This is a genomic window from Legionella sp. 27cVA30 (genome assembly GCF_024160945.1).
Lineage (GTDB): Bacteria > Pseudomonadota > Gammaproteobacteria > Legionellales > Legionellaceae > Legionella_A > Legionella_A septentrionalis.
In genome coordinates this window covers 749,307-764,376 of the sequence record NZ_JAMYXK010000002.1, presented here as the reverse complement: position 1 = coordinate 764,376, position 15,070 = coordinate 749,307, and the positions used below count along the sequence as shown (strand labels likewise).

Genomic DNA, 15,070 nt, shown 5'->3' with positions numbered 1-15,070 from the left:
AAGAGATTATAGGCATGCAACTGTGCTCCATTGGTATAGCAAGCTTCCTAAGCAGCGGCAGCTTTGAGAGCTACTTTCGTAACTATAAAATGGGCGTGTAAACCGGATCCTCTTCTTCATCTTTTACCATCGTCAGCGGCCTTGCAGCGGCAATAAAGCTAAAGGGCAGCAATTGGGGAGTAGGCTTATGATCTCGTTTAAGCACTCTCTTTAATTCTTCATTGTATTCTTTAAGCAATAATTCATGGCTGCCGTTTAATGCTTCATAACGAGAATTGTTTTCTTGCAATTGTTTTTTGGCAACCTCCAATTCCTGCTTAAGTAAATTATATTCCTCCGCTTTTTTAATGGATTCCTGCGTGCTCTCCTCTACAAACTTTTTTAATTGGGTAATAAAAATTTCCTGATGCTCTTTATTCTCCAAGCTTGATTCCGTTAAATTGGCTGCAATTTTAAAAAAAGAATGATTAATTTCCTTCAAATTTCCAATTTGCTTTGCAGCCTCGACTTTTAAACTCTCCAATCTCTCGTTTGTCTGCTCATATTTTACTTTTAATTGTGCGAATTCATTTTTAATTCCAAGTAACTCTTTTGTTTCCTGCGATAATAACTGCACTTGTTGGGAAAGCTCATCGATCGAACGCTGTAATTTTTCATTTTCTCCCTTGAAATGCTGGATTTCCTCGGCTAATTGGATTCTAATTTGTTGCAATTGTTCAATAATAATGCTTAAAGTTTCAACTAACCCCAATACTCCTTGTTTAAGACTCTCCTTGGACATCTCGCTGCTTTCATAATGTTCATCCAAAAGATAACTACTCAATCCATAAATACCTGCAGAAATAACAGTAACTGCTATCAGGGGCAATAAATGCCCGACAATACCCAGGATTAACAATGTTCCAAAAAAACCAATTCCTGTTAAAATTTTTTGCCAAAGCGGCACCTCACCCCAGAAGTTTGCCCATCCGTTCAAAATGCTTGAATTATGATAAATAGAATCAATTACTTCATCGAGGTGCTTTTTTATATCTTGAATCCGCCAACGGACTTCTTCCGTGTCGGTCAATGAAACAGGGGCGATAACTTCAATTTCGGGGCGAACTGTTTGTACCATGTTGCTTCCTAGTGTTCAAAGCAAATTGTCAAAATCACCAATGCGTCATGATTTCCTGGCTTGTAGAGCTTCTTGATGAACTTGTTTTATTTGTTGTTGCAACGTATCTAAAACCTGTTTTATTTGTGCTTGTGTTTTGGTGTTTACTTGCTGAATCTGCTCTTCCAGTTTTTTTTGCATCTGGCTTAATTGTTTTTGTAGCTGGTCATTCAATGCTTTAATTTGATTTTGTTGATTTTCCTGGATTTTTTGTAATTGAGCTTGGATTTGACTATTCAACAATTGAATTTGATCAGAAGTATTAGCTGCTGCAGCAAAGGTTACATTCCCCAAACTTGCTAATATGAAGGATGAAAATAATGCTAGTCCCAATTTGGTCATGATAACTCCCTTTAAGTGATAGCTTGTCCCTGTTCCTACGGTAATTATATGTGTTATCTATGCGATAGGAAAGATAATAGGCAGCATGCAATAATGCAAACCCAGCGGCTTATTCTGATGCCAAAATAGTTGCAGTAAAACTGCTGCGTAAATAAAAACCTCTGGGTAAAGTTAACACCTTATTTCCTGTTGCATCAAATCCATAGCAAAGCGAGCGACCATTGGCGGCTTTGGGCCTAACCTGCAAATAGCGCCCAATACCAGCATGAATTTCTTCCAGACGGCCCATGCCAATCATAGCGGTTAATTCCAGCCAATCTTCCGCCAAGATGCGTTCTTGTTCAACAGTTGGCGACCATAAAATTGCGCTGCCGATGCGGCGTTGCGGTAAAGGGATATCCCGTTCCCCTTCGATGGGCAGCCACAAAACTTTCTTCAATTTGGAGTAGCATTGTGAAGTAAGCCATTTTTCTTTACCCACAGTCAGCAAGGAAATGGACGTGACGAAAGTGGATTCAGCGGGCTTGCCAAGATGGTTAACGGGCAATGTTTTTAATTCAATTCCTAATGTGTGGAAATCAGGGATGGCTTTACTGCCAGCCGTAGCTCCCAAAAAAATTTCAACGGCCTGCCCCAACCAACCTTTTGCCCTGGATGCATGTATGGGAATATTTAAGCTTAATTCGCAAGCCAATTGCCCGAAACTTAAACCTGCCAGCAATTGGCAACGCTGTAACAATTCTTCTTCATTCATCAATTGTTTTTTTAATGTCACTGTCAGCCTTCTTCAATTCCACACTAAAAGGAGGTATAGGGGGTTTAATACCTGCGGCTTTAAACTGCTCCATAATTGCAAACAAGACTTTGGAGCGAATTTCAAACCGCGTATGCAGCTGTACATTGATGAAATAACGCACTTCAAATTCAATTAATGCATCATCAATTTGTTTTAGAAAAACTTGCGGGGCCGGATCATCCAAAATTTCTGGAATGACAGCAAGTACATCCAGAATTAAATGCTGCACTATCGTGGGATCATCACTGCGGCTGACTTTAATGGGTACTACTGTTCTTACTATGCTGTCCTGATGCGTCCAATTGGTGAATGGCTTATTAAAAGTTTCAGCATTGGGAATTAATACTTCCATATTATCCCAGGAAGATACACGCATGGAGCGAATACCGATGTGAGCCACGCGCCCTTCATATTCCCCTAAAGTAATTAAATCTCCTTCCCGTACCGGGCGCTCGATTAACAACATCAACCCGCCAATAATGTTGCTGGCAAAATCCCGCAGTCCAAATCCCATACCAACTGCCAATCCTCCCAAGATCATGGACATGCCACTAAAATCAAGCCCCAAAACGCGTAAGGTGATGAAACCACCAATTAAGATCACAGCATATTGTGTAAATACGGAAAGACTATTGCGTATGCCTGCATCTTTCGCATTGCTGTATAACCAGCGATAACTGAACTCACGCGTCCATTTTGCAGCCCAAATCACTACGCAGAGTAAAATTAAAAATTCAATGATGCTAACAAAGGTAATATGCACGCCGGAGAGGTTAACTAAGGGATAACGCCCCAATTCCTTTAAACTCATGACCACCCAGGAATCTTTGTGCCACCCGAATAAGTTAAAAAGAATAGCTGTACCACCTAAAAGTAAAAGTACCTGTAAAATTTTGTCTACAGGCTTTAATATCACCTCAATCCACAACCAACCATTTTTTAAATTAAAAATCATCCATTCCGACAATAATTCTAACGCATCGAATATCAAACCGCGTGCTAAAACATAACCGCTAATGACCAGTAAAACATAAATTTGATATTGGCTCATGGTCCAGGCCAAATTGATATAACCGAGTAATCCGATTACGGCAATGGTTAACAAGGTCAAGGGCAAAAGCATGACTAAAACGCCAAGCGCATTGCGTATATAACGTTTTCTGGTTTTAAGAAATGGTCTTAACAAGTGAGGGAAAACATCTTTGCTTCGCCAAATTACGACAGACATGGCGACCAAAAACAGCATGAATAAACGATTAAAAATATCTTGCAACAAAGAAGATAGCGGTAGCTGCGTACTAAATACCATTAAGGCAGTCGACCACTCTCCCATTAGAAATATCCATTTCAGGCGATGATATAAACGAACATCCTTTCCGGATGCGTCACTTATCCTTTCCAGTAAAGTCAGGCGAGCAATCAGGATTAAATTTCGAAATGTAAGCCATACCAAAAATAAGTTCACTAACAATTGATAATTGGCATGCGGAACCTGGTTTTTAACAAATGTTAAAATTAATGCAGCCAGAATTGCCAGATGCGGTATATTTCGCTGCAACAATACTAATAAACCATCATATAAATGGGCCGTTAAGCGGGAGCGTTTCTTATTTTGAGTGACTTTTTTTAACAAATGGTTTAAGCCGATGGCTATACAGAAAATAGAGCAAAGCTCCAGGAGAAAAATACTTTTTGGCCAAGTATCTTGCCAACGATAATTATCTTTGACTTTGAGCACCAGCACTTTCCCATAATTATAAAAACGGCTGGGCATATCCAACAATTGTTTAAAGATGGCAGGCCAGCTGCCAAGGTTATATTCTGCCAAACTTTGTCGCAAAGAAATTTGCTGTTTTAAATATTGCTGTTTTTTTTCCAAATCTTGATATAACGTTTTTTGCTGCAGCGTTATTTCCAGCAAACGCGTATGGACTGTTTTTTGTAAATTTAAAAATTGTTGTTTTAACCCATGATCCGCTAATAAAACCTGTTCATTTTTAAGCAAATCCGTCATTTTACGCAGAGAATGTTCCATCGTTGATAATTCATCGATGGCCATCTGGTAGGAATCGATAACAAATTGGATGGTTTTCGTATCGCGGTTTCTTAACAATAAATAATCGGCTTTTATCAGCTTTTTGCGAATTTTAAGTTCAGTAATCCTATGCTGGATAAGAATTATAATTTGGTTATTCAACAATAAGCGGGCTTCATGAGAAATATTGGCATTAAACGTGAGGTCGTGTTTTTTTTCCTGTAATTCTATATTTTTTTGATACAAGTCATCGCGTGTTTTATTAAGAATCAAAATTCTCTGGTTTAATTGTTCCAACCGCTCGCGCTCATCAAATTTAGCCTGCCATATTTCCAGATCATGTTTTTGCGCCTGGAGTGTTTTTTCGTAACTGCGTGACAATTCAATATTGCTTAGGATTAATTCGATTATTTTTTGATTCACCTCATTCAGCGTATTAATTTTACTGATGCGCTCCTGTGCCAACATTTCCTCTGATTTATGCAAAGGAGATTGCTGAACTTTTTTTAAACGTTGCGCCAGCTGTTCTTTTTGAATGGTCTGATTAGCCAAAAATCCTTGTAAATACTCCAATTTGGCCCGCGTTAAGGCAAGCATCGCTTCGTTTTCTTTTTTAATTTGATTTAACTGGGCTTGGCTTTGAGGGGGAGTTAATTGTCTGGCTTCATTAATGGTAATAGTAAGGTTATTTTTCTCCTGCAAGAGATATTCTAACAATTTACTGGAACCTTCATTTTTTATTGAAGTTTCGGCATATCCTGTTACAACAAATAAACTAAGGAAAATACTAAACCAGGCAAGCAAGCAGCTGCGACGCCAATGCATCGAGCTGTTGCCGGTGATGGATTTATCGTGCTTGTAAATTGGGAGCAAGACGGATTCCTAATTCATTAAGCTGCGTTTGCCCTACTGCTGCAGGTGCATTGGTCAGTAGGCAAGAAGCCGATTGTGTCTTTGGAAATGCAATAACGTCACGAATGGAGGTTGAATCAGTTAAAAGCATGGCCAATCGATCAATTCCCAAAGCAATGCCTCCATGCGGAGGACAGCCGAATTGTAATGCATCCAGCAAAAAGCCAAATTTTTCTTTAGCTTCTTCCAAGCCGATTCCAAGCAAATCAAAAACCGCTTGTTGCAACTCCGGTTGATGGATACGAATCGAGCCCCCACCAATCTCGTAACCGTTGATGACGATGTCATATGCTTTTGCCAGCATGCCTAATGGATTTTCTTGCAAACGCTCAACAGACAAATGACATGGCGAAGTAAACGGATGATGCATGGCCTGTAATTTATGCGTTTGGGTATCCAGCTCAAACATGGGCCAATCGACGACCCACAAGAGTTGCCAACCTGGTTGAATCAAATTACGATCCTGACCTAATTTGCTACGCAAAGCTCCCATGGCATCGTTTACAACTTTTTCCTTATCCGCACCGAAGAAAATGACATCCCCGGTTTGTGCCTGCACGCGATCTAAAATGGCGTGTACAGTTGAATCGGACAGGAATTTCAGAATAGGCGATTGTAACCCTGCAATCCCCTGACTTTTATCATTGATCTTGATATAAGCCAAACCCTTGGCTCCGTAATTGCCTACGAATAACCCATAATCATCCAATTCCTTACGGCTTAGCTCACAACCATTAGGTAATTTTAAAGCCGCAACCCGCCCTTCGGGATCAGCCGCAGCACCAGCAAACACCTTAAATTCCGATTCCAGAACCAAATCCGCAATGTCCACGAGTTCCAGCGGATTACGTAAATCAGGCTTGTCGCTACCAAAGCGGCGCATGGCTTCCGCATAACTCATACGCGGCAAAGTGTCTGGCAATTGCACACCCAGCAAGGTGGAAAATACATTTTTCAATAAGCCTTCGATGAGCTTTAGTACGTTTTCTGCATCAATAAACGACATTTCAATATCAAGCTGGGTGAATTCTGGCTGTCGATCTGCTCTTAAGTCCTCATCACGGAAACAGCGCACAATTTGATAATATTTTTCAAATCCGGACATCATTAACAATTGTTTAAACAATTGCGGTGATTGCGGTAAGGCATAAAATTGCCCAGGATGCACCCGTGAAGGCACCAGATAATCACGCGCGCCCTCTGGAGTCGCCTTGGTGAGCATTGGCGTTTCAATATCAAGAAATTCTTGTGCATTTAAATATTCGCGTATGCACCGGATTAAGTTATGACGCATAATCAGATTTTGCTGCATTTCAGGACGCCGTAAATCCAAATAACGATATCGATAACGTAAATCCTCATTGACGTTCTGATGTTCATCCGGCAAGAAAGGCGGGGTTTGTGCCTGATTTAAAATATCGAGCTGCATACCAACGATTTCAATGCGGCCTGTAGGCATTTTTTCATTCACCATCCCGCTGGGGCGTGGCCGCACTTGCCCTGAAATTCGCACTACGTATTCATGGCGCAATTTCTCGGCAATCGCAAACACATCTGCCCTTTCTGGTTCATAAACAGCTTGTACAAGGCCGGAACGATCACGGATATCAAGAAAAATAACCCCGCCATGATCGCGGCGATTATGAACCCAGCCGCAAATCGTAACCTGATTACCTATCATTGTTTCATTAATGGCGGCGCAATTGTGTGATCTCATAAGGAAAACTGCCTATTGTGATAATTGTTCTTTTACTGCAAATGCACCCATAGCTACAGGCTGCATAACACCCAGAGAAATTATAAATTTCAATGCTTCATCGATGCTCATAGTGAGTTCAATGACTTCGGTTTTGGGAACCATCATTAAAAAGCCCGATGTAGGGTTAGGTGTGGTGGGGATAAAAATGGAAACCATTTCTGCACCCGTATGGACCTCAAAATTGGAAACTCCAGTTTGGAAGGCTAAACTCCACATGCCTTTGCGCGGATACTCAACCAAAAGCACCTTTCGAAACGATTGCCCGTTAGCACCGAAGATAGCGTGAATCACTTGTTTGGCAGCATTGTAAATGGAGCGTACCAAAGGGATACGCTCCAGGACAGATTCACTCCACCATACTAATCTTTGCCCTAAAAAATTCGTGGCCACAATCCCGGTAACCATTAACAAAATTAGGGAAAGCAAGACACCCAAACCCGGCAAATGAAAGCCAAACAACTGCTCAGGTTGATATGCCTTAGGTAAAAGAGCCATGGTTTGATCGAGTAAATCTACAATAAAACGCAAAATCACAAAGGTGACCAAAATAGGCAACCAAACAACGAGACCCGCTAGCAAGTAACTGCGAATTGATTTGCTTTTCAATCAGTTTCACCCTTTTTTGTGCTGGAGGAATCGCTGCTGGATTTACTTCCGGCATCCGATTTTTCAGAAGGTGCTGCTGTGCTTTTAGCCGTACCTTTATTTTTAAAATCAGTGACGTACCATCCGGTGCCTTTTAATTGAAAACCGGCGGGCGATACTAACCTTAGCAACTTATCCTCAAAGCACTGAGGACACTTTTTTGCAGGCTCATCTGTAATTTTTTGCATTAAATCAAATTTATGATGACAACCCGCGCATTGATATTCATAAATTGGCATCAATAAATCTCCCTAGACATTACAACTTGTACGAAAATTTCCATTTTGATTATTAACTATATTTTAGCAAAATGGTTAAAGTAAAAACACTAAACTGAGCTGAAATTATAAACGAACAAGCCGGTGATAAACAAGTAACAATCCATGATGCTGCAAGACTTGAGTATGAAAATTATCCCCTAGTCAAGACTGTTTTTTTTATTTTTATTTAGCTAACATGTACACTGCTTTTAGAAAAATCACTTTTCTTCCTGTGGATATCTTTTTTTAATCTCAGCTGAAATCACCACGACTTTCTTGCTGCAAAACCCTATCTTCCAGTAAATACAAAGCCCCTGGCTTTACTATGGATTTTTTTATTCATAAAAGTTATCCCCAAAAACTGTGTATAACTCTGTGCATAGACGCTTAAATACCTTGAAAATGAGTATCTTTTTTTGCTGCACAAGAATTTATCTGAATTCTCGTTACCGGAATTTGCTTCTTGCCTATTTTTAACTAATTATCCCGCCTCATGGGCAAGGCAGTGGCTGCATCGCAAGCTCGAACCATGCCTTGCGTATACACTGTAATTATTCCTTGCTACCAATAGGTGTATAATGGCAGGTAAACGCGAATGGTCGTGGCTCGTTTTGCCTTGTCAGGTGGATATAATATCCATCAGCCTGTAATCGTGTATTCAAATCCAAGCACTGTTCCATCTCGTACAAGTAATCGCGATGCGGGGATTGCCAGGCGGCGATTTGCTGCACTGCTTTCCGTTTTGCCTCGCTTTCATCAGCAGCCACGACAAAAACATTTTGATGCAATTCAGTAAATTGTTTTGCATCGTATCCGCCCAAGTTAACGAAATATAATTTGTTTACATCATCTTCCGGCTTATTTTTTGCGATTTGAATTTGATACCCGTCTGCATAATTTAAAACCCCCCACGCATCTAAATGCAAACTGGCAGGAATACCCCACCAGCTTTTGCGCAAAAAATCATAGGTATCTTCAATGCAATTCGCTACCACAAAACGCATGTCGTGGAGCTCGATTAGTGAATTGGCATGTGTGCCGCCAATATAAATTACAAATAGGTTCATTGTTAATATAAGTTTTACGACTCCCGCCGATTCTTCCATAAAAAAGGGTTGGCGGGAAGTTAAATCCAGAATAAGTTAACCCAAATATATAAAAGGGTCATGCCAATAACGGGAACAATTACAAAGCCCAGAAAGAGATGGATTTGCACCCGGTTTTCTTTAGAAGCTCTGTAAAACTTTTTAAATTTTTTAAAAATCGACAAAGGCGCATCCTCTTGGTTTGTCTTTTGCAATCGATTTGTACAGTTTATTGAAATTCCTGATACCGACCGTTTTAGATACGATATACCTTCCCATTTTAAAAATCCACAAAGGACATTTTGTGGATAACTTTTTGCCTAGTTCACTATCTTTTCTTTTCCCCTACTCACTATATGAAAAATCATTATATTATAAGAACTTAATGTTTTTTCATTTAAGTCTTACCATCTACTTATCCACAAAATCTGTTTATAACTCTGTGAGTAGAATGCTAAGAATATGAAAATATAGTCTTTTTTATAATGCATAATATTCTCCCACCCCAACATCTACTTAATAAATGGCTGGCAAAAGTTGTTCCGCCTTCTATGCTTATAAAAAGCAAACTTTGGTCATCATAAAGCCTTAATGCGGGGATAAATGGAGAATATAGGCATTGTCATTAACAGCCAATCAAAAAATGCAGCCTCACTTTCTGGCTATCTAACTGCATTCACCGAACGTAACATCAGCTATACAATATACAAACCATCTCCTGACGAATTGAATGATTCCATTAAAAAAGCACGCAATCGTCATTCCATATTACTCGTGGGAGGGGGGGATGGCACTATTCGTGCAGCAGCACAAGAATGCATATGCTCGCCGGTAATTTTAGGCGTGTTGCCGCTCGGTACGATGAATCATTTTGCAAAAGAATTAAATTTACCTCAAACCCCAGATGAAATAATCAAGGCGATAGAAAATAAAAAAACCGTGCAAATTGATACGGCAGAAGTTAATGGTTCGGTTTTTGTAAATAATTCTTCTATTGGATTTTATCCAAGTTTTGCAAAAAAATTGGATTATTATAAAAAATTTTATAATAAATGGTTATGCTACATCCCCAGCCTGTGGCATGCTCTAAAAAAACACAAAGCGTTTTCTTTAACCTTGCAAAACCGGAAATTAAGCCGATCAATCGATACGTCTTTTTTAATGATAAGTAACAATTTGTATACCTATGAATTCCCGTTTTCTGTCAAAAGAATAAATTTTAGCAACGCTCAACTCGGTATTTATTATTACAAATATGGCAAGATGCAATTGTTGCAATTCATTCATTATTTTTTTAATAAAAAAGAAAGTTTCGAAATACTGTCCTCCAAGCTGCCGATGGAAATTCATATCCATAACCACTCTCAAATTACCTTGTCTCTGGATGGAGAAACCATGGTGAAAAATACGCCTTTGTTATACAAGTCAATCCCGAATTCTTTGACTTTAATTACCAACAACCCATGAAAATACTGCACATTTCAGATTTGCATTTCGGGATGCATAAACCAGACATCCTTGATTTTTTTCTCAAAGATGTAGATGGCATAAAACCGGATATAATTTTAGTTTCCGGCGATTGCACACAACGGGCGCTAAAAGAACAATATCAGGAGCTCCTCGCTTTCTTAAGAAATATAAAAACTGAAATCTTGATCGTTCCAGGAAATCATGATGTCCCGCTTTATGATGTATTCGAGCGCTTTTTTTCGCCTTTCAAACCCTTTAACACTCATGTTTCATGCCAGTATGGAACAGAATTTAAAAACGATAAAATAAGAATACTCGGGGTAAACAGCGTAAATCCATATCGGGTGAAGAATGGTAAAATTTCCCAGAAGACGCTACAAAAAATTAAATATTATTTTAAGCAACCGTTTTCTGGATTAAGCATCTTGTTTTTCCATCATAATTTTGATCATTTATATGACTTGCACAAGCCGCTTAAAAATTACCAGCAGTTAGTAAACTATCTGCCAGAAAGTCACATTGATCTGATCTGTACCGGCCACTTGCATTATGCAAATTTAAGCCTCATAAAAAAAAACAATAATCGCTCCGCCCTGATTTTACATGCAGGCTCCCTTTCATGCGCACGTAAAAAAGACGCACATAACAGTTATTTCTTGATAGAAACCACAAAAAACGGTTGTCGTATTGAGTTGCGTATTTTTGATGAGAGGGGTTTTTTAACACTTCAAGAGTATGATATTGATTTTTATAAACGTTTCTCCCAGTTAAATCATTTACTTTTACCGCCTGTACCACATTCCTGATAAATAGAAGGTTGGTTAACTGAATCCTTTTTTCAATACATACACCATCTGCCTGCTGCCTAGGCTCCAAATTCTTTTTTCACGGGCTCGACGATTTTTTCCCCTGTTGTGGTGGGCCTTGAGGCTGAGAAGAAGCGGCTGTAGAGGAGGATACCTGGGACGATGCCAAGGACGAGCCCAACGAAGACTAAGAGGCCTTTGCCGATATCTTTGCGGATGCTGCTGTGCGGTTTGACCAGTTTTTCCTGATGAGTTGCTGTAGTATAAAATTGCTCTATCTGTAAACAACAACTTGTGTAAAGCCTATGCAAAATCTAGCCTAATTGCATAGCAGCTGTCAGTGCCTTATAAAGAGAATTTGGTTATACTGCCATGAGGCTCGACTGTTGCAAGATGCGGGGCATGAAGCTTATCAAGCAGCGTTCCTATATTTGCCGCGCGCTCTGCCATGGTTTCATCCAGACAATTGGCAATCCATCCTGCACAGGAAATATGTTGTGCTTCTAAAACTGCTGCAGTTAACAATGCATGGTTTAAACACCCAAGCCGCATGCCCACGACCAAAATGACGGGGATTTTACTGATGCGTAAAAAATCAAGCCAGGTTTCGCTGCTGTTTAATGGGACCATTAACCCTCCCGCCCCTTCTATCAGCAAGTAATCCAAATCATTAACATTTTTTTCCAAACAATAGGCAGCGATTTCTTGCGCAGATAATTTTTTCCCATCATGCAATGCCGCCAAATGCGGTGATAAGGGTAAACTTAAAGGCCAAGGACAAATAGTTTCTGTATCACCATTAAACTGCTGCAGGGAATCAATGTCTTCATTTACCAGACAACCGTTTTTTTCCGTATAGCCGCTCGCCACAGGTTTAATGGCCCGTGCGCGTTTACCGCCCTGTTTTAAATGATGCAACAATTGACAGGTTACGTATGTCTTGCCGCATTCCGTGTCTGTGCCGGTGATAAAAAATCGCTTTAACATATGAATTCTTCCAACGCGCTTATAAAAAGCTTCGGGTGAGACAAGAAAGGAGCATGCGCTGCTTTGGGAAATAAAATATAGGAAAATTGGGGGTAGCGTTCCTGCATGTGATCCATGGTTTTATATGAAGTAATTGCATCAAGACGTCCAAATAAATAGCCAACCGGCATCTTTAATTGCTGGAGCTCGGCGCGCAAATCGCAGTGAATTAATAACTCCAATCCTGCCCGTAAAGCTTTTGCTGCAGGCAGTTTTCCAATCTGCACGGATGGGCAATGTTGCCCTTGCAGCTGTAGCCGGATGAATTGTTTAAGAACTACTTGCGGTGCATTGAGCAAATTCTCGTAAAAAGTTGCAAAAACTTCACGGGTAATACCGGGCCATCCAGCTTCTTTTACAAACCTGGGTGAACTTGCAATATTGAGCAGATGGGTAACACGCTCCGGTTTCTCAACAGCCAAACGTGTAGCATACAAGCCGCCCATGGACCATCCGGCTATGGCAAAAGAAGAAGGCAGTTTTGCCAGCAAATTGGCTTTAAATGCCGGCCACTCCATGTCTGCGCTGCCTCCAAATCCAGGTAAATCAATTAAAAATAATTGATATTGCCTCTCCAGCATGGGTATTAAAGAATGCCATATTGAATTGTCAAAACCCCAGCCGTGAAACAAAACAAGCGGGTATCCTTTACCGTGGATGGACAAACTAAGACTCATGATCGATGTAAACACTCCAATAAAAAATCAATATGTTCAGGCTCATGGGCATAATTAAGAATAACACGCAAGCCGGTTTGTTGTTTACATACTGTGGGTTCACGCATCGGCAAGCAAACGATACCATGCTTGCGCAGCATCTCAGCACACCGTAGAGCCTGATGTGGACATCCCAGGCGCAATTGCTGGATGGGTGAGTACGAGATTTGCCAATTTAATGGCGAATGGTTTATGGCTTGCCTGAAATAGGCAATCAACCCACTTAGCTTTTGCCGACGTGCATCCGCTTTCCGCACAATATCCACAGTTTCCAGCAATCCATAGGCAAATGCGGGGCTCATGCCAGTCGAATAAATGTATGGGCGGGCGTATTGCAGCAGAGCTTCTATCCATAATTTTTGTCCTGCCACAACAGCACCTGCTGCTGCACAAGCTTTCCCGAATGGAATCACCCGCAATGGAACCTGGCCTTGCGACAAATGTTGTTCATGCACGCCGCCTAACCCCTCTTTTCCCAGAATTCCAAACCCGTGTGCTTCATCCACTAACAGCACAGGCGCGCTATTTTGTAGTTCCCGAGCCATCGCGGCAAGCGGTGTAATTTGCCCGCTCATGCTGAAAATGCTTTCGGTAATAACCACCGCACTTTCCGACAATGCACTGGTTTTTGCACGCAAATCACTTAAATTATTATGTAAGTAACGTTGATATGGAGCGCCAGCCAACTTTAAACCATCATAAATGGATGCATGCACACTCTTGTCAATCACAATGGGTATCTTTAGGTTGGCTAATAAAAAAGCCATGCTTAAATTTGCTGCATAGCCCGAAGCGAATAACAGGCAATCATCAACCTCCAATGCCGAGGCAAGCGTTTGCTCAAGCTCCTTGTGGATAGCATGATAACCGCACACGACCATGGAACCAGCACTCCCTGTGGGATAATGCCTGGCTCCTTTTTCATAAGCTTTCTTTATTTTCGGATGCGAACGCAAAGACAAATAGTCATTACTGCTGAAATTTAGTAACGATTCGTCAGAAACTTGCCGCCTGCGCAGCAACCCTTGCCCTTTAAGGGCATTCGTCACTTGCTGTAATTTATCGAGCAACATGGTTTTAACTGCAGTTAGGGCAGCACTGTTGTTCCAAGTGCCGCTTCCAAGCCAAGTTTTGCAAATAATGCGCTATCGCGCTCAAGCTCAGGATTTCCTTCCGTTAAAAGTTTATCGCCGATAAAAACAGAGCTCGCACCAGCAAAAAAACATAAGGCTTGCAAGGTATCACTCATTTCTGAGCGACCTGCCGTTAACCGAATCACGCTTTTAGGCATTAAGATTCGAGCCGTGGCAATGGTGCGGATCAATTCAAAGTCATCAACGCGTGGTTCGCATCCTAATGGAGTACCTGCAACCGGAATTAAACTATTTATAGGCAAACTCTCTGGATGTGCCTCAAGGTTCGCCAATGTAAATAAAAACTCAATTCTATCGGCACGAGTTTCACCCAAGCCCAAAATGCCGCCGCAGCAAACTTTAATTCCGGCGTTGCGGACATGCTGCAGCGTTTGCAAACGCTCGTTAAAATGGCGGGTAGTCACCACTTTATCGTAATAACTGGGCGATGTATCAATATTATGATTGTAATAATCCAAACCCGCTTCCTTTAACGTTTGTGCCTGTTCGGGTGTTAACATGCCAACGCACATGCAGGTTTCCAAGCCTAATTCCTTAATGGCCCGAATCATAGCCGTTAATTCAGGCATGGCCTTGGCAGGTGGCGAACGCCAAGCACCCCCCATACAAAAACGGGTGGCACCTTTTGCCTTGGACTTAAGCGCGCTTTGCACGACTTGCTCTAATGGCATAAGCTTTTCTTTTTCAACGTGAGTCTGGTAATGCCCACTTTGTGAACAATAACCACAATCCTCCGGGCAAGCGCCTGTTTTAACGCTCAAAATTTTTGCCAATTGCATTTTATTAACCGCATGATGTTGGCGATGAACCGTATGCGCAGCAAATAGCAAATCATGAAAAGATTGTGCATATATTCCAGCGACTTCTTCAACACTCCAAACTTTATTTGCTTCGGACATAAACTTATC

At 40.9% G+C, this 15,070-nt stretch carries 15 protein-coding genes; 2 read left to right on the top strand and 13 right to left on the bottom strand.

All coding sequences use genetic code 11. The features are described 5' to 3' along the window. Positions 1–82: 82 nt before the first annotated feature. The 8 genes from NKV53_RS08840 to NKV53_RS08805 all read right to left on the bottom strand — a co-directional run bounded on the left by NKV53_RS08840 (position 83) and on the right by NKV53_RS08805 (position 8,972). Entirely contained in the window at positions 83–1,117 is a 1,035-nt protein-coding gene (locus NKV53_RS08840) for a hypothetical protein (RefSeq protein ID WP_126953925.1), read from the bottom strand. A 45-nt stretch (positions 1,118–1,162) separates the two neighbouring features. Continuing rightward, positions 1,163–1,498 carry a hypothetical protein gene (locus NKV53_RS08835; protein WP_126953926.1) on the bottom strand — a complete coding sequence of 112 codons (336 nt, stop codon included), beginning with the start codon at positions 1,496–1,498 and terminating at the stop codon, positions 1,163–1,165. A 109-nt stretch (positions 1,499–1,607) separates the two neighbouring features. After that, positions 1,608–2,279, bottom strand: coding sequence for a DNA mismatch repair endonuclease MutH (mutH, locus tag NKV53_RS08830; protein ID WP_371923210.1), 672 nt, complete (start codon positions 2,277–2,279; stop codon positions 1,608–1,610). Then, positions 2,245–5,154, bottom strand: coding sequence for a mechanosensitive ion channel domain-containing protein (locus NKV53_RS08825; protein ID WP_126953952.1), 2,910 nt, complete (start codon positions 5,152–5,154; stop codon positions 2,245–2,247). Before NKV53_RS08825 ends, mutH begins: the two co-directional genes overlap by 35 nt. 22 nt (positions 5,155–5,176) lie before the next feature. Beyond that, on the bottom strand, positions 5,177–6,958 hold the full coding sequence (gene aspS, locus NKV53_RS08820) for an aspartate--tRNA ligase (RefSeq protein ID WP_126953927.1): 1,782 nt from the start codon (positions 6,956–6,958) through the stop codon (positions 5,177–5,179). A gap of 12 nt (positions 6,959–6,970) precedes the next feature. After that, entirely contained in the window at positions 6,971–7,606 is a 636-nt protein-coding gene (locus tag NKV53_RS08815) for a DUF502 domain-containing protein (RefSeq protein ID WP_126953928.1), read from the bottom strand. Continuing rightward, the gene (locus NKV53_RS08810; RefSeq protein ID WP_126953929.1) at positions 7,603–7,884 is read right to left on the bottom strand and encodes an FmdB family zinc ribbon protein; all 282 of its coding nucleotides are present in this window, start codon (positions 7,882–7,884) and stop codon (positions 7,603–7,605) included. Before NKV53_RS08810 ends, NKV53_RS08815 begins: the two co-directional genes overlap by 4 nt. Before the next feature lie 572 nt (positions 7,885–8,456). Then, a complete protein-coding gene (locus tag NKV53_RS08805) occupies positions 8,457–8,972 on the bottom strand; it encodes a DUF1543 domain-containing protein (protein WP_126953930.1) in 516 nt (171 codons plus the stop codon). A 621-nt stretch (positions 8,973–9,593) separates the two neighbouring features. Here NKV53_RS08805 and NKV53_RS08800 point away from each other — a divergent pair. Both NKV53_RS08800 and NKV53_RS08795 read left to right on the top strand, forming a co-directional pair. Beyond that, complete coding sequence (locus NKV53_RS08800; RefSeq protein ID WP_126953931.1) at positions 9,594–10,457, top strand: diacylglycerol kinase family protein; 864 nt, start codon at positions 9,594–9,596, stop codon at positions 10,455–10,457. Next, the gene (locus NKV53_RS08795; protein ID WP_253350997.1) at positions 10,454–11,266 is read left to right on the top strand and encodes a metallophosphoesterase; all 813 of its coding nucleotides are present in this window, start codon (positions 10,454–10,456) and stop codon (positions 11,264–11,266) included. Before NKV53_RS08800 ends, NKV53_RS08795 begins: the two co-directional genes overlap by 4 nt. A 59-nt stretch (positions 11,267–11,325) precedes the next feature. Here the strand turns inward: NKV53_RS08795 and NKV53_RS08790 are convergent, their stop codons facing one another. The 5 genes from NKV53_RS08790 to bioB are packed head-to-tail and all read right to left on the bottom strand — an operon-like array spanning position 11,326 to position 15,061. Beyond that, on the bottom strand, positions 11,326–11,577 hold the full coding sequence (locus NKV53_RS08790; protein WP_253350996.1) for a hypothetical protein: 252 nt from the start codon (positions 11,575–11,577) through the stop codon (positions 11,326–11,328). 34 nt (positions 11,578–11,611) lie between these two features. Continuing rightward, a complete protein-coding gene (gene bioD, locus NKV53_RS08785; protein WP_126953934.1) occupies positions 11,612–12,253 on the bottom strand; it encodes a dethiobiotin synthase in 642 nt (213 codons plus the stop codon). After that, positions 12,247–12,969, bottom strand: a complete 723-nt coding sequence (locus NKV53_RS08780; protein WP_126953935.1) for an alpha/beta fold hydrolase — start codon at positions 12,967–12,969, stop codon at positions 12,247–12,249. Before NKV53_RS08780 ends, bioD begins: the two co-directional genes overlap by 7 nt. Further along, on the bottom strand, positions 12,966–14,081 hold the full coding sequence (locus NKV53_RS08775) for an aminotransferase class I/II-fold pyridoxal phosphate-dependent enzyme (RefSeq protein ID WP_126953936.1): 1,116 nt from the start codon (positions 14,079–14,081) through the stop codon (positions 12,966–12,968). Before NKV53_RS08775 ends, NKV53_RS08780 begins: the two co-directional genes overlap by 4 nt. Before the next feature lie 14 nt (positions 14,082–14,095). Further along, the gene (gene bioB, locus NKV53_RS08770; protein WP_253350995.1) at positions 14,096–15,061 is read right to left on the bottom strand and encodes a biotin synthase BioB; all 966 of its coding nucleotides are present in this window, start codon (positions 15,059–15,061) and stop codon (positions 14,096–14,098) included. Positions 15,062–15,070 lie beyond the last annotated feature (9 nt).